This window comes from Staphylococcus durrellii, from assembly GCF_015594545.1.
Taxonomy (GTDB): domain Bacteria; phylum Bacillota; class Bacilli; order Staphylococcales; family Staphylococcaceae; genus Staphylococcus; species Staphylococcus durrellii.
In genome coordinates, this window is the sequence record NZ_JADIIO010000001.1 from 382,963 (window position 1) to 404,288 (window position 21,326).

19 protein-coding genes are annotated in these 21,326 nt (G+C 33.0%); 12 read left to right on the forward strand and 7 right to left on the reverse strand.

Annotation, left to right across the window (positions count from 1 at the left end):
- Positions 1 to 5 precede the first annotated feature (5 nt).
- Positions 6 to 1,070: a quinone-dependent dihydroorotate dehydrogenase gene (locus ISP02_RS01640; RefSeq protein WP_195719932.1), complete on the reverse strand. Its 1,065-nt coding sequence runs from the start codon at positions 1,068 to 1,070 to the stop codon at positions 6 to 8.
- 201 nt (positions 1,071 to 1,271) lie between these two features.
- Here ISP02_RS01640 and ISP02_RS01645 point away from each other — a divergent pair, with 201 nt between their 5' ends.
- The 6 genes from ISP02_RS01645 to ISP02_RS01670 all read left to right on the forward strand — a co-directional run bounded on the left by ISP02_RS01645 (position 1,272) and on the right by ISP02_RS01670 (position 7,440).
- Positions 1,272 to 2,126, forward strand: coding sequence for a fructosamine kinase family protein (locus tag ISP02_RS01645; RefSeq protein ID WP_195719933.1), 855 nt, complete (start codon positions 1,272 to 1,274; stop codon positions 2,124 to 2,126).
- Between the two features lie 228 nt (positions 2,127 to 2,354).
- A complete protein-coding gene (locus ISP02_RS01650) occupies positions 2,355 to 3,857 on the forward strand; it encodes a CoA transferase (RefSeq protein WP_195719934.1) in 1,503 nt (500 codons plus the stop codon).
- A gap of 354 nt (positions 3,858 to 4,211) precedes the next feature.
- Positions 4,212 to 4,964, forward strand: a complete 753-nt coding sequence (locus ISP02_RS01655; protein WP_195719935.1) for a trypsin-like serine peptidase — start codon at positions 4,212 to 4,214, stop codon at positions 4,962 to 4,964.
- Positions 4,965 to 5,143: 179 nt separating this feature from the next.
- Positions 5,144 to 5,728 (forward strand): M23 family metallopeptidase, encoded by a 585-nt coding sequence (locus tag ISP02_RS01660; protein WP_195719936.1) that lies wholly within the window; start codon positions 5,144 to 5,146, stop codon positions 5,726 to 5,728.
- A gap of 70 nt (positions 5,729 to 5,798) precedes the next feature.
- A complete protein-coding gene (locus tag ISP02_RS01665; protein ID WP_195719937.1) occupies positions 5,799 to 6,224 on the forward strand; it encodes a 6-pyruvoyl trahydropterin synthase family protein in 426 nt (141 codons plus the stop codon).
- Between the two features lie 172 nt (positions 6,225 to 6,396).
- Positions 6,397 to 7,440: a PTS transporter subunit IIC gene (locus ISP02_RS01670; RefSeq protein ID WP_195719938.1), complete on the forward strand. Its 1,044-nt coding sequence runs from the start codon at positions 6,397 to 6,399 to the stop codon at positions 7,438 to 7,440.
- Positions 7,441 to 7,560: 120 nt separating this feature from the next.
- On the opposite strand, the gene ISP02_RS01675 is transcribed toward ISP02_RS01670, so the two are convergent.
- Positions 7,561 to 7,851 carry a hypothetical protein gene (locus ISP02_RS01675; protein WP_195719939.1) on the reverse strand — a complete coding sequence of 97 codons (291 nt, stop codon included), beginning with the start codon at positions 7,849 to 7,851 and terminating at the stop codon, positions 7,561 to 7,563.
- Positions 7,852 to 8,418: 567 nt separating this feature from the next.
- On the opposite strand from ISP02_RS01675, the gene ISP02_RS01680 reads away from it, so the two are divergent.
- Both ISP02_RS01680 and ISP02_RS01685 read left to right on the forward strand, forming a co-directional pair.
- Entirely contained in the window at positions 8,419 to 9,195 is a 777-nt protein-coding gene (locus tag ISP02_RS01680; protein WP_195719940.1) for an aggregation-promoting factor C-terminal-like domain-containing protein, read from the forward strand.
- Between the two features lie 305 nt (positions 9,196 to 9,500).
- The gene (locus ISP02_RS01685; protein ID WP_195719941.1) at positions 9,501 to 10,661 is read left to right on the forward strand and encodes an aminotransferase class I/II-fold pyridoxal phosphate-dependent enzyme; all 1,161 of its coding nucleotides are present in this window, start codon (positions 9,501 to 9,503) and stop codon (positions 10,659 to 10,661) included.
- A 64-nt stretch (positions 10,662 to 10,725) separates the two neighbouring features.
- On the opposite strand, the gene copZ is transcribed toward ISP02_RS01685, so the two are convergent.
- A complete protein-coding gene (gene copZ, locus ISP02_RS01690) occupies positions 10,726 to 10,932 on the reverse strand; it encodes a copper chaperone CopZ (protein ID WP_195719942.1) in 207 nt (68 codons plus the stop codon).
- Between the two features lie 27 nt (positions 10,933 to 10,959).
- Complete coding sequence (locus ISP02_RS01695) at positions 10,960 to 13,335, reverse strand: heavy metal translocating P-type ATPase (RefSeq protein WP_195719943.1); 2,376 nt, start codon at positions 13,333 to 13,335, stop codon at positions 10,960 to 10,962.
- A gap of 279 nt (positions 13,336 to 13,614) precedes the next feature.
- On the opposite strand from ISP02_RS01695, the gene ISP02_RS01700 reads away from it, so the two are divergent.
- A complete protein-coding gene (locus ISP02_RS01700) occupies positions 13,615 to 14,376 on the forward strand; it encodes an ABC transporter ATP-binding protein (RefSeq protein ID WP_195719944.1) in 762 nt (253 codons plus the stop codon).
- Positions 14,366 to 16,255, forward strand: a complete 1,890-nt coding sequence (locus ISP02_RS01705) for an ABC transporter permease (protein WP_195719945.1) — start codon at positions 14,366 to 14,368, stop codon at positions 16,253 to 16,255. Before ISP02_RS01700 ends, ISP02_RS01705 begins: the two co-directional genes overlap by 11 nt.
- Before the next feature lie 498 nt (positions 16,256 to 16,753).
- Here the strand turns inward: ISP02_RS01705 and ISP02_RS01710 are convergent, their stop codons facing one another.
- Together ISP02_RS01710 and ISP02_RS01715 are read right to left on the reverse strand one after the other, a co-directional pair.
- Complete coding sequence (locus ISP02_RS01710) at positions 16,754 to 16,960, reverse strand: hypothetical protein (RefSeq protein ID WP_195719946.1); 207 nt, start codon at positions 16,958 to 16,960, stop codon at positions 16,754 to 16,756.
- Between the two features lie 114 nt (positions 16,961 to 17,074).
- Positions 17,075 to 18,496 carry an SLC13 family permease gene (locus tag ISP02_RS01715; protein ID WP_195719947.1) on the reverse strand — a complete coding sequence of 474 codons (1,422 nt, stop codon included), beginning with the start codon at positions 18,494 to 18,496 and terminating at the stop codon, positions 17,075 to 17,077.
- A gap of 188 nt (positions 18,497 to 18,684) precedes the next feature.
- Here ISP02_RS01715 and ISP02_RS01720 point away from each other — a divergent pair, with 188 nt between their 5' ends.
- A complete protein-coding gene (locus tag ISP02_RS01720) occupies positions 18,685 to 19,878 on the forward strand; it encodes a DUF819 family protein (RefSeq protein ID WP_195719948.1) in 1,194 nt (397 codons plus the stop codon).
- Between the two features lie 21 nt (positions 19,879 to 19,899).
- Positions 19,900 to 20,469 (forward strand): sugar O-acetyltransferase, encoded by a 570-nt coding sequence (locus ISP02_RS01725; protein ID WP_195719949.1) that lies wholly within the window; start codon positions 19,900 to 19,902, stop codon positions 20,467 to 20,469.
- Positions 20,470 to 20,501: 32 nt separating this feature from the next.
- On the opposite strand, the gene ISP02_RS01730 is transcribed toward ISP02_RS01725, so the two are convergent.
- Positions 20,502 to 21,287, reverse strand: a complete 786-nt coding sequence (locus tag ISP02_RS01730; RefSeq protein ID WP_195719950.1) for a putative hydro-lyase — start codon at positions 21,285 to 21,287, stop codon at positions 20,502 to 20,504.
- Positions 21,288 to 21,326 lie beyond the last annotated feature (39 nt).

Below are 21,326 nucleotides of genomic sequence, written 5' to 3' on the forward strand. Positions count from 1 at the left end.
AAAGTTTAAACATCTAAACCGATAATGTCGCTTACACTGCTATAGCCATGCTGTGCTAAATAAGTAGCTAATCCTTTGTTTAATTTTTTAGTTAGTCCTGGACCTTGCAATACTAAAGAACTATAAATTTGAACTAAAGATGCACCACTACGTAGCATAGTTATAACGTCTTCTGTAGTGAATATGCCCCCTGTACCTATAATCAAGAAGTTACCGTTAGTCTCTTTATAAGTCCATTTAATAAGCTCTAAGTTACGTTCAAATAATGGCTTGCCACTTAAACCGCCAGTTTCATGCTTATGTTGTGACGTTAAATTTTCCCGTTTTTGAGTTGTATTCGCTAATACGATACCATCGAAAGTGTCAACGATAGATGGCAGAATGTGATTTAATTCTGATGTTTCTAAATCAGAAGTTAGTTTAATAAAAATTGGAATTTGTAAATTGTGTTGCTTTTTATAATCACTAATTGCTCGGCATAACATTGTAAATTCATCTTTGTCATGAAAGTTTTGTAAGTTTGCTGTATTAGGTGAACTAATGTTAACCGTAAAATATGTCACGTCATTTTTAAAAGTATCAATCACTTTAATATAGTCTTGATATCTTTCTTCATACGGTGTGACTTTATTAACTCCTACATTCAGCCCGATAGGTAACGAATAAGCAAAGCGTCTTAAATTACTTAATGCTTTGTTCATTCCTAGATTGTTGAACCCCATACGGTTAATTAGTGCATCGTCTTCAAGTAAACGATACATACGCGGTTTAGGGTTGCCATCTTGTGGTTTTGGCGTTATGCCGCCTAGTTCTATTGCACCAAATCCTGCCATTTCAAGCGCTTTAGGTACTTCACAAGATTTATCAAAACCTGCGGCAAGACCGATAGGGTTAGGGAATGTAATACCTTTAATATGTTGCGTTAATGATGCATGTTCATAATAAAAGAAACGTTTAATAGCTGATAAAAATAGAGGATGATTTTGTGTTAATTTTAGAACAGTGATTGTATTGCCATGAGCTTCTTCAGGATCCATTTTAAATAACAAAGGTTTCATTAATTTATACATTGATTACGCTCCAATAATTTGATTTTGTACATTAAACTTAACTCCGGTAATTATCTTTATTCTATAATAAATAGTAAGGTAAAATAAAGTTACTATAAGAAATATTATATTTTCCTTGCTTAGGAATTGGAAACATGAGATTAAAAAATGACTAATTAGGTAATATTATAATTATACGGAATGAAAGAAAGTAGGGATGTTATGAATAATTCATGGCAAGCACAACTACCATTAAACAATATTAAAAACATATCGCCTGTTGGCGGTGGAGATGTTAATGATGCATATATTGTAGAAACAAACGGTGACAGTTACTTTTTGCTTGTACAAAAAAATAGAGATGCAGATTTTTATGCGGCAGAAATTGCTGGCTTGAAAAAATTTGAAGAAGCGGGTATCAAAGCCCCTATAGTAGAGGGCAATGGTCAAATCAATAATGATGCCTATTTATTATTAAGCTATTTGCAAGAAGGTGGACGTGGAGATCAACGCGAGTTAGCTAAATTAGTTGCTAAAATGCACAGTCAACAGCAACCCGACGGTAAATTTGGTTTTGAAATGCCTTATCAAGGTGGAGATATTTCGTTTGATAACAGTTGGTGTGATACTTGGCAAGAAATATTTGTTGAAAAACGTTTAGAACCATTAAAAGATGCTTTAGTAGATAAAGGCTTATGGATAGAGGCTGATGTAGATACCTTTAATCAAGTTAAAGACGTCATCAACAAGTCTTTAAAAGAACATAACAGCAAACCTTCATTACTACATGGTGATATGTGGGGAGGAAACCATATGTTCCTAACTGACGGCGAGCCTGCATTATTTGATCCAGCGCCGTTATATGGTGATAGAGAATTTGATTTAGGTATTACTACGGTGTTTGGTGGTTTTAATCAAGCATTTTATGAAGAATATAACAAACAGTATCCACTAGCTAAAGATGCCGAGTTCCGCATGGAATTTTATAAGTTATATATTTTAATGATTCACTTACTTAAATTTGGTGGATTGTATGCTACAAGTGTAGATCGTTCGATGGTCAAAATTTTAAATTGATAAAGTTATGGGGCTGTGATGTCAATAGATATCTCAGCCTTAATTTTTTCGTGAGTAATGAATTCAAGGTGCTACTACTAATTTAAATTATAAAAGATTTAATGTCATTGTATTTTAGCAAGAAGGGAAACTTTTATTTTAAGCAGGAATATATGGGCTAAAAGATTGCAAAATATATAAGTTAGTAGAATTATTATCTGTAGAGTGGAAAAAATTAGGAGGAATTAGATGGATAGTAACAGACTAAAAAATGTTTTGTTGGATAATTATGACAATCGTATCAAATCAGCAGAACAAGACGATTTTGACATTAATAAAGAATTAGAAAGTATTTTAAATGGTATTGGCTATTCTGTAGAAGACACAGGTGGCAAGGTAGAATTTTACGGTAAAGATCCTATACAACCTAGCACACTGAAAATAGCTTCTCTTGCTGGTATTGGTTTAGCAGCCAAATCGGTAGCTGTTGCTTCATTATGGAAAAAAAGAACAGGTATAAGTCAAGATATACAAGTTGATATAAGAAAAGCATTAAAAAGACTTTCCCCGTTCTATGAAAAAAAGTGGGAAACATTAAATGGTTTTGCTGCAAAATCACAAATATTTCCTGATAACCCAACACGATTTGATTTTTACCAAACAAAAGATGGACGTTGGGTTATGCCTTTAAATCCTTATCCTAGTGCACAAAGACATACATTAGAATTATTAAATGCACTGCCAAATAAAAAGTCAATTTCTCATGCTATTAGACAATGGCATTCACATGATTTAGAGGAGAAAGCTGCCGAAAGGGGTGTTGTAATGCCTGTCGTCCGCTCGGTGCCTGAATTTTTAAATGAAGAACAATTTGAATATACAGCACAGAATCCTCTAGTGACTATTGAAAAAATAGGAGAATCTAAGCCAGAACCCTTTACTAGTAATCCTTCACAACCTTTAGACGGCATACGTGTGCTTGGCATGGGACATGTCATTGCAGGTGCTGGATTAGGACGTGGTTTAGCATTACATGGTGCTGATGTATTAAATGTTTGGCGCCCTACTGAATTTGAAGAAGAAACATTGCTATTAACTTCTCATATTGGCATGCGTTCAACATATTTAGATATTGATAATCAACAAAAACATCTTAAAAAATTTGATGAGCTATTGCAAGATGCCGATATTTTCTTTTTAAATAAACGTAACGGCTTTATGACTGAGAAAAATTTGACGCCACATGAATTAGCGGAAAAAAGACCTGGTATTATTCATTGTTCAGTAAGTTGTTACGGAGAGGAAGGACCATGGTCAGACAGAAATGGATTCGATCAAACTGCAGGATGTGTAACGGGGGTTATGGATTTAGAAGGAACAGCCGATAAACCGAAATTGCCACCTATAGTTGTAGTGAATGATTATGTTATTTCTTGGTTATTAGAAACTGCTGCCATTAAAGCACTAGAAAGAAGGGCCCAAGAGGGTGGTAGTTATAAAGTTCAAGTTAATCTAAGTCGTGTATCTTTATACCTCCTATCTTTAGGTATCTTTGATAAGGAATATGTGAATAGCACATTCAATTCCACAGATGAACATGAAATTGTTAGTCCAGACCAATTCGAAGATGATACGCCACTTGGCCATTATGTTGGAGTCACAGATCAAGTTAAAATGACTGAGACACCTGGACACTACAAATTCACCCTTATTCCGAGAGGGTCAAGTAAACCTGAATGGTTGAAATATTAATTTAATGTGTATTGATAATTATATAGAATTTAAATCAAAAATAATTTTTAATATAGAAATTCAATTGTTAATTACAAATTACTAGTCTGATTCCGTATGCTAACTATTATTATCCCCTCGCTATGATAAATGGTGAGGGGATTTTTTAATCTCAAATATAACTGTCAGCAATTTTTAATAAGTGTCGCTTTCATATCATGAGTTGGATTATTATTTTTATCGTTATTTCGATTACATAAATGTATATTTTTTATAAAGAGTAATTATTTTACAAATTAATTCTATAAACCATTTGATTATTTTTGATATTAAATATAAATTAAGAATTAAGAAAAGAATAGGAGGTTTTTTATTATGTCAAAAAAAGTATTAACGAGTTTGGTGGCAATATTAGCTGTAACTTCAGTAATTAATTTTAGTCATCATAATATTCAAGCTGCCACAAATAATCAAGCACAAGACACACAGCCATCAGACCAAATAAGTTCTAGAGTTATATTACCAAACAATGATAGACATCAAGTTTCTGATACAAAAAGTGCACACTATCAATCTTTAGGTTTTGTGGATATGGGTCAAAATATTGCAACAGGTGTTGTTATAGGTGAAAATACTATTTTGACTAATAAACACGTAGCAGATTTATCTAATGGCAATATGAAATTTGCACCGGCAGCAACGGATGAAAATACTTATCCATACGGAGAGTTTAAAGAAGAAAGTAGTGAACAATATGACGGAGATGCCGATTTAGCTGTAGTTCATTTTAAAGCTAATGATAAGGGGCAACACATAGGTGACGTAGTTAATCCAGCAACTATTAGCGATTCGACTCAAGAGAAAAAAGGGGACAACATCACAGTCACAGGTTATCCAGGAGATAAACCTACGGCTACAATGTGGGAAAGTAAAGGTAGAATACTATCTAATAGCGCAACAAGTATGACGTATGACGCGAGTACGTATGGAGGTAACTCTGGTTCGGGCGTATTTAATGATGAAAATGAGTTAATTGCACTACATTATGGTGGCGTTGAAAATGAAAGTAATAATGCCGTTCCATTAACTGGAGACGTATTAAAGTTCGTTAATGAAAATAATAGTTAATGAAGATAAGAAAATTCGAAAAATTGTGTATAGCAGAAGTGCATAAAGCATTAGTGATTTTGGATAGAGAAAAAATGTAAGTAAACTCTTCTATAAGATGTGTAAATCATTCGCTTTTAAAAAAATAGATAAGTATACTTAACAGTCCAATCTTATCTATATGAGGAATGATTAAGTAAGTGAAAACCATTGTAAAAGTATGTGTGTGGATATTAATAGTAGTTGTGCCAACCGTTATAATTACTTTCAATATTGGAAATGTGAAGCATCATTTATATGAGACACTGCAAAATAACGACAATATTGAAAATAAAGAGTTTGATTCTAGTCATTTTATCTCTAAGAAGCAAAGTAGGAAAACAGAATCATTTGGCGATTATAAAGAAAATAAACTTAGTGGTGAAGGCAAACATTATGGTGTCGATTATGCTGTGCCAGAAGATACAAAAATAAAAGCTGTATCACATGGAACAGTTACGCGGACTTTCGATAACGATTTAGGTGGTAAAGTTTTGCAAATTACAGAAAGTAATGGCAGGTACTATCAATGGTATATGCACCTAAATGACTATAAAGTTAAAGTTGGAGATAAAGTTAAGCCAGGGGAAGTCATTGCGTTGTCAGGTAATACTGGTAAACAAACAACAGGCCCCCATGTACATTTTCAACGTATGAAAGATGGTGTCGGTAATAGTTACGCCGAAGACCCCACTCCATTTATCAATAAATTACCCCACAAAGAGCGTAATATATACGATTTGTAATGGGTAGTATCTTTAGATTAATAATTTTAGGGTAAATATATTTAAATATTAAACGAAGGAGGATTACTATATGTCTGATATAAAAAATGTACATCCACCCGAACAATTTAAATATAGAAATACACCAGTAAGAATTAAAAACTATTTTCAATTTACTTGTGATAATCGCATATTTTTTTCTAAAAGCAAACACGTAGATTTAACTAATCAACTTTATAAGTTTGATATCGAAATATTATCACCGATAGATGATTTAGGATTAGCGCTAGATTTCAATGAAGTAGATAAAATTTATGAAGAACGCATTGCACCTTATTTAGACAATCAACTAGTGAATGAAACATTGCCTACAATGAATACAACAGCTGAAAATATTGCGTTTTGGATTTGGGATCAATTTGCTAATGAGATACCAGGGGGTAATAAATTAGAAAAATTAACATTCTACGAAAATGAAACTCAAGGATTAGTCCTTAAAGCCGATGATGTGCAATAGTAAAATATTGAAAATAACCATAACCCATTATAAAAAAACGCAATGATTATTACGTTTCTTTTATAATGGGTTAAATTTTGTAGATTTTTGTATAAAAAATTTAATAACTATTTTTTTATAAATGATATGTGTTATATTATGTTTTATATTTTACCACGGAGGTACATATAAAATGGAAAGAGTAAGTCCTAAACAATTTTTATATAATGTTTTATCGGGGGTTGCAATTGCGATTGTTGCAGCTTTTGTACCTAATGCAATACTTGGAGAATTATTAAAATTTTTATCTTCTAAAAACGCAATATTTCAAACCCCTTTACAAATCGTATTAGCTATTCAATTTACTGTGCCATTATTAGTTGGAACATTAATAGCGATGCGTTTTAAACTTCAACCGTTAGCTACAGCTGTAGTAGCCAGTTCTGCTTTCGTAGGAAGTGGCATTGCCCAATTTAAAAATGGCGCCGTTGTGTTAGTTGGTGTAGGTGATTTAATTAATACAATGATCACAGCAGCTATTGCAGTATTATTTATTTTAATAATAGGGGATCGCTTTGGCAGCCTGGCACTCATATTTTTACCAACTACTGTAGGTTTTTCAGCAAGTCTGATTGGTGTAACAATTCTACCGTATATCAAAATGATTACTACAGGTATCGGGAAACTTGTTAATACATTTACTGAATTACAACCTGTATTAATGTCTATTTTAATAGCTATTGTCTTTAGTTTTCTTATTATTTCTCCAATATCTACAGTAGCAACTTCATTAGCTATAGGAATAAGTGGTATAGCGGCAGGATCTGCGTCGTTAGGCATCGTAGCTTGTGAAGCAGCATTAGTATCAGGCACAATCAAAATTAATAAAGTAGGAGTGCCTTTAACTATATTTTTAGGTGGCGTAAAGATGATGATACCTAATATGGTCCGTCACCCAGTAATTTTGCTACCAATATTTACGACGGCCATAATCACAGGTTTTGTCGGGGGATTATTAGAAATAAGTGGAACAAAAGAATCAGCAGGATTTGGTATTATTGGTTTAATAGGACCAATTAGTGCTTTTAAATTAATGGATGCTGATCCATTGATGCGTTTATTAATAGTGGTATTAACATTTTTTGTTGTGCCATTTATTGTAGGTTTCGCAGTGAATACGATATATATGAAAGTGTTTAAATTATATAACAGGGAGATATTTAAGTTTTTAGCGTAATTTTTACTGTTATAAAATGAATAATAGATAATAAAAAAGGACGTTCTCTAAATTATTAGAGAACGTCCCTTATTTATGTTGAAGTCTAAAATGAAAGTATAAATGTTAATGTACTTAAATTTAATTCATTCTTTCTAGCATGACTAATTTTAATGGTCTTATTAGATGATAGTTTGTACTTTTAGTGTCTTCTTTTATTAATTCCTCTAACAACTCAATAAGTTCGATATCGCTTGTATGACTATACCAATCATATAATTGGTCGTCAGACAACTGGCTAAGTTTATATTTTTCAATGTCATAATAACGATCGGCGCCGAGTCCACCTTCGTCAATCATCGTAGAGATACGTTGTGACCGCGTTTCATAAAGTTTGTCAATTCTCAAACGTGCATCATCATAAGTAGTCATAATAAAATCCTCCTTTCAAATGGTAACGTGGAGCCATTTCAAACTTTCTTAATTACGGAATACTTTTCGTTTGTACATACTGTAAACCAATGTCTTCACTTATAGTGTATTATTACAAAATAAATTTCACAATATCTTTGCTCAATTTATAGAGATTTTTACTTTTTGAGGTGAAATCACCTTGTTTATATTAAATAACTTAACTTCAACGCAACTTTTTATATTACAAGCATGTAATAAAATTATGTCATGTAATTTTTCTGATAATAACAATAATTCTATTGAGAACTGCTGTAGAAGTTTGTAAAAAGGTAAATTGCTAATTATTAAGATGGGTTAAACCTACTAAGTTATATTACATGTTGTTACAAAAACCATTTTATGTCATATAAATTACATGTTTTGTAATTATTTTGTTATTAATGTGTAATACAAATGCATATTTTTTGTGGTATATTATGTCTTGTCGAAAAAGCAACACATTATTTTTTTAAGTTAGCACATACGAAATTTATGAAATTAAAATATAGTTTTATCAAACAAAAATAATTGGAGGATTTTTTAATTATGAAAAAGACAGTATTAGCTTCATCATTAGCAGTAGCTTTAGGAGTAACAGGATACGCAGTAAGCGGTGACCATAACCAAGCACACGCTTCAGAACAAAATGTTAATCAAGCTCATTTAGCTCAATTAGCATTAAACAACGCTTCAGAATTAAACGAGCATCCAGTACAAGCTGGTTCATATGACTATAGCTTCAACTACCCTGGTCATTCATTCCATTTCCAATCAAATGGTAGTTCATGGACTTGGTCAGTTAACGGACAATCTGATTCTAAACAAGCATCTTCAGCTTCATACAATAATAATAACTCAGCTCAAGTTGCTCAACCACAACAAACAACTTCTCAAAAATCAGAAGTTAAAACAGTAGCAGCACCTAAAGCTTCTACAAACCAAACACAAACTCAAACTACACAAGCAACAAAAACAACAAACCAAGCACAAACTCAAACTGCACAACCAACAAAAACAACAAGCCAAAGTACTTCAAGCCAAAGCACTTCAAGCTCATCAGCTTCAACTGGTGGATCAGTCAAAGCTCAATTCTTAGCTGCTGGTGGTACTGAAGAAATTTGGAACACAATCGTTTTACCTGAATCAGGAGGCAATCCTAACGCAGTTAACGAATTAGGTTACAGAGGTTTAGGTCAAACTAAAGAATCTTGGGGAACTGGTTCAGTTGCTGACCAAACTAAAGGTTTACTTAACTACGCTAAACAACGTTATGGTTCAGTAGACTCAGCTTTATCTTTCCGTAACAGCAACAACTGGTGGTAAGAATTACCTAATATAAATATTTTAGAGGCTAGGACATAGTTAGATGTCTTAGCTTCTTTTTTATGTTGATAAATTGTGACTAAATCATTAATTATATAAATACATATGTAATATTAGTTGGGTTTTAGGAAGTGAAAAGATATTAGTTTTAATAGAATGTTATATATTAAGTTGACACGCTTAACCTTTTTGTTAAACTTAATCTTAATTTGAAAGTATTAAGTAATTTAATGTAGATATATAATAGAATTGGAATTAATTATTGGACGAATATTTGGCACGGCATAAAGAAAGGGGAATTTGTAATGGTTATATCGGATAGACTAGCCCAAATAACAGAAAGTTATTTTGGTAAAACAATGGGGCGTAAAATTGAACATGGTCCGTTACCATTAATAAATATGGCTGTGGGTATACCTGATGGAGAAACACCTAAGGGTATTTTAGATCATTTTGCAAAAGCATTATACCATCCTAAAAATCAAAAATATGTAGCGTTTCATGGCAAAGATACCTTTAAACAAGCTATCGTCGATTTTTATCAACGACAATATAGTGTCGATTTAGATCCAGAAGAAGTGTGTATATTATATGGGACAAAAAATGGCTTGGTTGGTTTGCCTACATGCATTGTAAATCCAGGGGAAAATGTATTGCTACCTGATCCAGGTTATACTGACTATTTGGCAGGAGTACAATTGGCTGATGCCATACCTAAAACTTTACCGTTATCACCACCATATTATTTACCGGATTGGTCACAAATCGCTAATGATGTTTTAATAAACACTAAATTAGTTTATTTAACTTACCCCAATAACCCGACTGGCTCGGTTGCCACACAAAAAGTTTTTGATGATGCAATTAATCAATTTAAAGGCACTAAAACAAAAATAGTCCATGACTTTGCGTACAGTGCTTTTGGTTTTGACGCTAAAAATCCAAGTATACTACAAACTGAAGGCGCTAAAGATTTAGCAGTTGAAGTATTTTCGCTGTCCAAAGCGTATAATATGTCTGGTTTTAGAGTGGGTTTTGCAGTAGGGAATAAAGATATTATAGCAGCCTTAAAAAAATATCAATCTCATACACATGCAGGTATGTTTGGTGCTTTGCAAGATGCCGCAACATATGCACTTAATAATTATGACGATTTTTTAGAGGAACAAAATGGTAAATTTAAACAAAGGCGAGATTATGTTCAGTCCCAATTAGACGAGGTAGATATCCCTTATGAACCTATGTCTGGTGGTATATTTTTATGGCTTAAAACACCACCAGCATATGACGGAGAACAATTTGTGGAATATCTATTACAACAGCAATCTATTCTTGTAGCGCCAGGTAGCCCATTTGGTCAAAATGCCAAGCATTATGTGCGTATGTCATTAGCATTGGACGATAATCAAATGAAAGAGGCAATTGATAGGATAAAATCACTAATAAAGTTATACCATCATAAATAATTAATAAAAAGCACGTTCCAATGTAATAGAAGGAACGTGCTTTTTATTATTAAATTATACTATTTTACTTAACGTCATATCCTTGATCTTCTATAGCTTCTGTCATTGCTGCAGCATCAACTTTTGTATCGTCGTAGTTTACGTCTACAGTGCCTGCTTCTAAATTAACGTCAGCTTGTGATACGCCATCTAAACTATTTAATGAGTCAGATACAGCATTTCTGCAATGTTCACAGCTCATACCTTCTACTTGAATTGTTTTAGTTGCCATATAAATCACCTCCCTTAAAGTATAGGATTATAATTTCACTTTTTTCAATCTTAAAGCATTGATAACAACACTGACAGAGCTTAGCGCCATTGCAGCGCCTGCTACCCAAGGTGCGAGTAATCCTAATGCTGCAATTGGAATACCTGCAACGTTATAACCAAACGCCCAGAATAGGTTTTGTCGGATGTTTCGAATGGTATATTTGCTAACTTTGAGTGCTTTGGGTATAAGCAGTAAATCGCCACCTAAGATAGTAATGTCTGCTGCTTCTATAGCAACTTCTGTCCCTGTTCCTATAGCAATGCCGGTCTGTGCTTGGACTAGCGCAGGCGCATCGTTTATACCGTCGCCAACCATTGCTACGGTTTGTTGTTGATTTTGCAATTGTTTAATTTCGTTAGCTTTCTGTTCTGGTAACACGCCCGCAATAACACGATCAATGCCTGCTTGTTTAGCAATTGCCTTAGCCGTAAGTTCATTGTCACCTGTTAACATGATTGCTTCGATATTTAAAGCATGTAATTGTTCAATAGCTTGTTTGGCATTTGATTTTAAGGTATCTGCTACTGCAATTACACCAGTTAACGTGCCTGAAACTGCGATATACATAGCTGTTTTACCTTCATTTTCATATGGAGATAAATCCCCATGCAGGCTTACTTGATGTTGGTCCATTAATTTAGAGTTACCTATTAATACCTCTTTATTATCAACCGTCGCCTGAATACCTTGACCAGGTATCGTTTCAAAGATTGAAGCTTCTATTAAGGATACTTTTTTTTGCGCCGCATAGTTTACAATTGCTTCGGCTAATGGGTGTTCAGAATAATATTCAGCGCTTGCAACAAGTTGTAATGTAGCTAAATCACTAGTGAAATCTGTTACTTCAGGTTTTCCGTTAGTCAAAGTACCTGTTTTATCAAAGACGATTGTATTTACTTTGTGGGCTTGTTCTATATGTTCTCCGCCCTTGAATAAAATACCACTTTGAGCGGCTTTGCCTGTGCCTACCATAATGGAGGTCGGAGTCGCTAAACCTAATGCGCAAGGACAAGCAATAACTAGGACTGATATCGAAGCAATTAATGCAGACTCGAATGGATCGGTATTAACAAATATAATCCATATTAAAAACGTAATGGCAGCTAACCCTACTACAATGGGGACAAAATAACTTGAAATAACGTCCGCCAAACGTTGAATAGGGGCTTTAGACCCTTGTGCGGCTTCGACTGACTCAATAATTGAAGCAAGAGCAGTATCTTCACCAATTTGTGTAGCTTTCATTGTTATTGCACCATTTTTATTTAATGTTGAACCGATAACTTGTGAATTTATTGTTTTTTCGATTGGCAAAGATTCACCGGTAAGCATTGACTCATCTACGGCTGTTTGGCCTTTGATAATAGTACCGTCTACTGGTATTTTTTCACCTGGTTTAACTTCTATAATATCGCCCACGACAATCTCACTTACGGGTAACATGTGTATGTCATTATTTCTAATTACTCGTGCTTCTTTACTTTGCAAATTCATTAATTTACTTAAAGATTGAGTAGTATGGGATTTTGCACGTGCTTCTAAATATTTACCAAAAAGTATAAGTGTAATTAAAATAGCACTTGTTTCAAAATAAAGGTGAGGTTCAATGTTAGGATTAATAATCCATTTTATAGATTCATATATACTATAACAATAAGCGGCGCTAGTACCTAATGCTACAAGTACGTCCATATTGGCAGAACCACTCCGTAAACTTTTGTAAGCGCCAGTATAGAATTGCCAACCTATACCAAATTGCACAACAGTTGCTAAGACAAATTGGAAGTAAGGGTTCATAAATATATGTGGTAACGACAAGCCAAACAAATGAACTAACATCGTCATCAATAACGGTATTGATAATACAATTGAAATAATTAGCTTAATTAGTTTATAACGTAATTCTTTGGCTTTTTGAGATGTTTTGTCTATAGAGCTAGATTTTAATTGAGCATCATAACCTAATTGTTGAATACGTTTAATTAAATCATTTGAAGATATTACTTCAGGGTTAAAAGAAACGTTGCCAAGCTCAGTAGTTAAATTTACAGTAGCTTGCTGTACACCATGTGTGCGATTTAGCACTTTTTCAATACGCGTAGAACAAGCAGCACATGTCATACCAAAAATATTTAATTCGACAGTATCTGTGACTACATCATAACCTGTATGTTGAATTGTTTGTGTAATATCTTCTAATGTAGTTTGTTGATTGTTATATTCAATGGTAGCTTTTTCGGTAGATGGGTTTACCGTAGCAGTAACTTGATCTAACTTATTCAAATTCTTTTCGATACGGTTAGCACAAGCGGCGCACGTCATACCTGTTATGGCTATAGTGTCCTTTTTTTTATTGGTCATCAACTTACACCTCCCTGTTTGTTTATCAATTATCTTAATTTCAATATACCCCTATCAGGTATAAAAGTCAACGTTCGTGCTTTGAAATTTTATTACGTTAAGAAGTGAAAATGATAAGATAAAAACAATATATAAATAAATTGAATTACTTTAAGTGGTGTAATTATTGATGTGACAGTTTTGTCATTTTTGTAGTTTGATTTGTTAGGTGAAACAAACGAAAAAGTAGTAAATCTTTTTTACAATATGGTTAATAATTAGATAAAAGGAGTGTGTGTAATGTCTATATTAAAAGCAAATAGTTTAACTAAAACATATGGAAATAGACATCAGCGTCAAGAAGTATTGAAAGGATTAGACTTCAGTATTGAAGAAGGAGAGTTCGTTTCTATAATGGGGCCTTCGGGTTCAGGGAAAACGACGTTGCTCAATGTGTTAAGTTCTATAGATTATATTACGAGCGGTATTGTAGAAATTAAAGGGCAACAAATAAATAAAATGACTAATAAAAAATTAGCTGATTTCAGAAAAAAAGAAATGGGCTTTATCTTTCAAGACTATAGTGTACTTAATACATTGACGGTAAAGGAAAACATTATGTTACCTCTGTCTATCCAAAATTTATCGAAATCTACGATGATGAAAAATTATCAAGAAGTGACACAAACTTTAGGTATAGATCAAATTGATCATAAGTATCCAAATGAAATATCTGGTGGGCAACAACAACGTACAGCGGCGGCTCGTGCTTTTGTGCATAAGCCATCAATTATTTTTGCTGATGAACCAACAGGAGCATTAGATTCAAAAAGCGCTCAAGATTTATTGTATAGATTGGAAGAAATGAATAATCAATTAAATGCTACTATTGTTATGGTCACCCATGATCCTGTAGCTGCTAGTTACTCAAACAGAGTTATCATGTTAAAAGATGGCAGTATTAATTCAGAAATATACCAAGGCGACGATACAAATAATGAATTTTACAGAAACATTATTCATATGCAAACTGCCTTAGGTGGTGTAACGAATGATATTTAATCAAATTGTATTAAAAAACTTTAAAAAGAATATACAGCATTATGGGATGTATATATTTTCGTTAATTGTAAGTATTATTTTATTCTTTAGCTTCGTAACCTTAAAATACACACATAGTATTAATAATGCGGATTCAATTGCGATTATTAAAAAAGGAGCCAATACAGGGGCGTACTTTTTATTTATCATTATCATTGTATTCTTAATGTACGCAAGTCATTTATTTATTAAAAGACGTACTAAAGAATTTGCAATGTATCAACTCATTGGTCTTACTAAAAACAACCTTATGCGTATGTTAATGATTGAACAAATTGCAATGTTTGTTATCACAGGCGTATTGGGATTAATCATTGGTATATTTGGCTCCAAGATATTATTAATGATTGTACTTAAAGTATTAAATATACACACAAGCGTTTCAATTAATTTTCACTACCAAGCCTTATTACAAACTGTCATGATGCTTGTATTAGCATTTATATTAATTATGTTCCAAAATTATTTATTTATTAAAAAACGCAGTATTCTACAAATGATGGGGGAGCAATCAAAATCAGATGTAAAGAACCCAAAAGTTACAATTGCTGAAACAGTTTCAGGCGTTCTAGGTATTGCAATGATTCTTATTGGTTATTACTTATCAACAGAAATGTTAGGTAAATTTTCAGGGATAATAATGGTATTACCATTTGTTATATTAGCCTTGACAGTAGTGGGTGCTTACTTATTCTTTAGAAGTTCTGTATCGCTTATTTTTAAATCACTTAAACATATGAAAAAAGGAAATGTATCTATAACAGACGTGGTATTTACGTCTTCAATAATGCATAGAATGAAGAAAAACGCATTGTCGCTAACAATTATTGCTACCATTTCAGCTGTGACAGTTACTATTCTATGCTTTGGTGCGATTAGTAAATCACAAATAAATAATCAAATTGCGTCATCATCTCCGCAAGATTTTACATTTACAGACCAGAAACAAGCTAATAAATTTGAAAAACAATTAAAGCAACACAAAATCGATTACAAACTTAAATATAAAGAAGTTGCTACGCCTAAATTATTAAAGGACAATGTATTAAATGCGCCTAAAACTTATAGCAATAGTGAAACAATGACAGTTACGAGCAATAAATATTTTCATGATGAAGGTGTTAAAGGTGACAAGGCTAAATTGATTAATATGGGTAATATGGGACCTGATATGCATCCTAAAATAAATAATAATATTGTGTTACAAGGCTCAGATAAGCATAGTTTTAAAGTAACTTCAAAAAGTGATAGTACTGATTTTTCTATTGAAACTTCATTTAATGGTCCAGTGCTATTAGTAAGTGATACGCAATATAAAAATTTAAAACAACATAGTAAAGATGTAAGGACACAATCAGGATTTGATATTGCTCATCAAAAACAAATGTCACAGGCAGAAAAAATAGCTCACAAAGTTAATCCGACAATTCAATCTAAAAAAGAAGTTAAACATCAAGTGGATCAAAGCACAGGCATCTTGCTTTTTGTAACAAGCTTCTTAGGTTTAGCATTTTTAGTTGCAGCGGGTTGTATTGTTTATATTAAACAAATGGATGAAACTGAAGATGAGATAGGGAACTTCCGCATTTTACGTAAAATGGGATACACACACCAAGATATGACGCTAGGTTTAGCATTAAAAGTGGCATTTAACTTTGGTTTACCTTTAGTAGTATCGTTATTACATTCTCTATTTGCTGCTTTAGCATTTATGAAATTAATGGGAGTTAGTACCTTGATGCCTGTTTATATTGTAATGATTGCTTATTCTTTCATTTATTGTATATTTGCGATTATGGCGTTTATACATTCCAAAAGAATTGTTAAACACTCCATTTAAAACTAAAACGATCTAATTTCAACAATGCTTAAACATAGTTTTTGAAATTAAAATCTATAACTAAAATATCCACGGTTAATACAAAAGGGCGATTTCTGTTGTAATAAGATAGAAATCGCCCTTTTTTAAGCTTTTGGTATTTGCTTTGTTACTATATTTATTTATAAAGTAGATTTATAGGATATAAATTATGCCAATAATCACTATTAATGAAGAGGTACATTGTAAAAATGGTTAATTTAAGTAAGTTGTAAAGTATAGAGTGCGAGATTGCTGAAGGGTAGCGTAAGAGTAGTGGAGTATAGGTTGAAATGGTCCACTAGGAATGCGAATCGTATTGTGAATCGTATTAAAATAAATTAATTTAAAGTAAAGGCCGCTAACTTATGTAAAGTTAGCGGCCTTTTAGTGCCATTTGTCTGTGCTTATATATAAAGCAAGTGAATAGGAGTTAGAAAAGTTATTATAGGTGCTGCTATTCCTTAATTAAATAAAGCTTTAAAAGAAGTCAGCAGGATTTAAATCTTTAATATCAATGTTCTTTAATGATTTAAAATTTATGTTTTCAACACTTTGTAAAATCTCGCCATTTTTGACTTGATTATAATAGTGGTTAGCATCTTCGGTTACATTATGTTCTTGGAACGTTTTGATAGCGCCAAGAATTAATAATACTGCAATGGCAACTTTTAGTAATGTTTTCATGATAAAATAACTCCTTTGACTACTTGATATATATAGTTTAACTTTTTAATGATAATAAAACATGCGTCCCTAGTATAGAAGTTTTATCAAACCTTAGTAGTATAGTTAAATATTTTATATACTAAAAGCAATAGGTAGCCAGAAATAAACGAATAGTGAAATAATAACGATCGTGAATAAGTTCAATATAAAACCTGCTTTAATCATGTCTTTCATTTCCAATTCATCTGAACTAAATACTGCCGCATTTGGAGGCGTTGATATCGGTAACATAAAGGCACATGTGGATGATAATGCAACTACTGCCATAATAAAGAATGCGTCTTGATGGATTGCAGCGGCTAATCCTATACTGATAGGCATTAACATATTTGATACCGCTGTATTTGACATGACTTCTGTTAAGAATAAAATTGCAGTAGTCAAAATAATAACAATTAATACTAGCGGTAAAGGTTTAACAATATCTAATAATCCACCAATCCATTTCGTTAAGCCTGAATCCTCAAAAGCCGCAGCTAACGATAGACCACCACCAAATAATATTAAAATACCCCATGGGAGTTTCGTTAAGTCGTCCCAAACGAGTAAACCACCTTTTTTGGATTTAGCAGGAATTAAGAAAAGTAACACAGCACCACTCATAGAAATTACAGTATCTGATAAGTGTAATGATGCTGGTAATGCACTGCTAGAAATCCATAAAATACTGACGAATAGAAAGACGATGCCAGTAAGTTTTTCATCGGTACTCATTGGTCCTAACGCATGTAATTCTTTTTTGGCAAAGTCAGAAGATACTTGATCTGCATCTTCAATTTTGAATAACCATTTCGTTAATAAGAAGTATAATACTACTAATAAAACGATTGTGATTGGTACTGCAAACAGCATCCATTGTGCGAATGATACTGTTCTATGTAAACTTGACGAAGCAACAGCCGCAAATACCGCATTAGGTACAGAACCTATTAATGTTGCCAAACCACCAATGGAAGCGGAATAAGCAACGGTTAATAATAATGCTTTAGAAAATTTATGTGTAGATTCAGGAGATAAAAACTTTGCTTCTTTAATTTCTTCGATAAGTGCTAATGCAATAGGTAACATCATCAAAGCAGTAGCGGCATTAGAAATCCACATTGAAATAAAGGCGGTAGCTATCATTGTGCCGAGTATAATACGGTTACTGTTTGAACCCATCATAGTGATGATCGTCATTGCAATACGTTTATGTAAGTTACATTTTTCTAATGCAATGGCAATAATAAACCCCCCCATATACATGAATACAATTGGATCAGCATAAGCAGAAGCTGCAATTTTTTCACTTGTACCACCAGTTAGTGGTAAAAGGATTAATGGTAATAACGAAGTTGCAGGAATTGGAATGGCTTCCGTAATCCACCAAGTTGCTACAAATAACGTAACAGCTAATACTGCTCTAGGTGCATCACTGAGGCCTGTAATCCCAGGAATAAAATAGAAAATTAAAAATAAGGCTGGGCCAAGTATTAATCCGATTTTTTGTTTCATATAAAAAGTCCCCCTTTGTTTTATGAAACCTTATGACTAAGAATAGCAATTTACTTAGGTCAACACAATAATATTCCAATTAAAGTTAAAAAATTCTGAAAAGTTGCTTAAATACTAATACTCCTTGATAATATAGAATAAAATAAGGCACATCAATGTAACAAATAAAAAATAGAAAGGTGACGCTAATGATTTTAAGTTCTGTAATTGCAAAAGATGATACTTGGGTACTGTGGGCGATTATTATTATTTGGGCTACGGTTAGTTTATTTCTAGAGCAGCGTTATAAATGGGCGAGCACAATATCAGGTGCAATCATAGCATTAGTTGGTGCAATGCTATTATCAAATTTCAAAATCATACCGACGTCTGCACCAGTTTACGATACAGTTTGGGACTATATTGTACCTTTATCTATTCCCTTATTATTATTCGGTTCGAATATTATTAAGGTATGGAAAGAAAGTAGAAGATTATTGGTTATTTTTCTGATTGCATCAGTAGGGACAATGATTGGTGCAGTGGTTGGATTTTTAACTTTACATAAGTGGATTCCATATTTAGAAAAAATTGGAGCCATGATGACAGGTAGTTATATAGGTGGAGGCGTAAATTTTGCGGCTATAAGTTCTAAACTAAACACACCTAAAGATATGATCTCATCAACGGTCGTGGCAGATAATAGCGTAATGGCACTTTATTTTTTATTACTTATAGCGATACCTGCTATGCCATTTATCAAAAAACATTTTAAAACTAACTATAATGGTGCAACAACAGATGAACAACAGCAATCTTTTTGGGAACCGAAGAAGATTCAAATTTTAGATATTGCAATTTCTGTGGCAACAGCTTTTACATTGGTAGCAGTAAGTTTTAAATTATCAGAGTTAATACAACATTGGATACCAAAGAGTAACGTCTTTATGACGATTATTGTGTCATTCTTTGGTGATCAATATTTATTATTAACAACTTTTACTTTAATTGTGGTGGCAATTTGGGGAGACTTTTTTGAAAAATTAGCTGGAGCATCGGAAATAGGGACGTTTCTAATATATATTTTCTTTGTGGTTATAGGTATTCCCGCATCATTTGCTACCATTATTCAAACAGCACCTTTATTATTTGTCTTTGTCATTATCATATTAATATTTAATTTAGGGCTTAGTTTAATTATCGGTAAATTATTTCATTTTAAAATTGAAGAAATATTATTAGCTAGTAATGCTACTGCTGGAGGTCCAACTACTGCTGCAGCTTTAGCAATAGGAAAACGATGGACCAATTTAATCGGTCCTATTTTAATTATAGGGACGCTAGGTTACATTATCGGTAACTATGCAGGAACACTTATTTATCATTTATTACTAACGTTGTAATGACCAATAGGAGGATTAGAAGTGAATGAAAAAGCGAAAATGTTAGCTGGCGAGTGGTATGATGCTAACTATGATAGTGCATTAAATAAAGAAAGAATAAGAGCTAAAGATTTATGTTTTGATTTGAATCATACTAAACCAAGTGACATAGACCAAAGACATAAAATATTGAATTCACTTTTTAATAATGAATTTAGCAATATAGAAATACTAAGCCCGTTTATGGTTGATTATGGATACAATATAAGTCTCGGAGATAGCGTATTTATTAATCACGATTGCTACCTAATGGATTGTGCGCTGATATCTATAGGAGACAATACTTTTATAGGACCTAAATGTGGTTTGTATACGGCTAATCATCCCTTAAAAGCGATAGTAAGAAATAAAGGTTTAGAACAAGCATTACCCATTACTATTGGCAATAATGTTTGGTTAGGCGCTAACGTTAGCGTCTTGCCTGGCGTGACTATTGGCGATGGTGTAGTCGTAAGTGCTGGTAGCATTGTGACGAAAAATATTAGTGACAATCAACTCGTAATGGGAGCACCAGCTAAAGTTGTTAAATCAATAAACAATAATGAAAAATAAAAAAAGCGCCATTTCAATTGAAATGGCGCTTTTTAATGTGTCATATCACTGTCTCTTATGTCTGTAATAAACATATGTCCAGGAGCATGTGTAATCATTAATGAAGGTTTGGCTTCTAGTGCCACTGATTGTGGTGTAACGCCACACCCCCAAAAAACGGGTACTTCATTATTATAAATAGAAACAGCTTCCCCAAAATCTGGTTTATTAATATTTTCGATACCTATTTCTTGTGGATTACCTATATGGATAGGTGTTCCATGAACGTTTTTAAATTGAGTCGTAATCTCAGTTGCCTTAATAGCTTCTTGCATTGTCATAGGGCGCATACTTACGGTGATCGGACCATTAAATACGCCACTAGAAGCTGCAGTTATATTTGTGACATACATAGGTACATTGTGCTGCTCTTCTATATGACGTACTGGAATATTAGCTTCTAATAAGGCATGTTCAAATGTAAAGCTGCAGCCGATTAAAAAACTTACCAAATCGTCATTATAAAGATGTGTGATATCACTAGGTGAAGAGACTAAAGTGCCATTTTCATAAACGTTATACTTGGCTACATCTGTTCTAATATCCGCCGAATTACCAAAGGTTGGAAATGATGGATCACCTACTTCAGATACATCCAATAATGGACATGTTTTAGGGTTTTTAAAACAAAATCTTAAAAAATCGTATGCATATGCAGAAGGTAATATCACAACATTTGCTTGTACATAGCCTTTTGCTAAACCACTTGTATGTCCATGAAGTTGTCCTTCACGAATATATTGTCTAATTTTGCTAGGCGACGCCTGACTTAAATCCATGTTACCATCCCCTTAATTGTATAATATTATTATATCAAA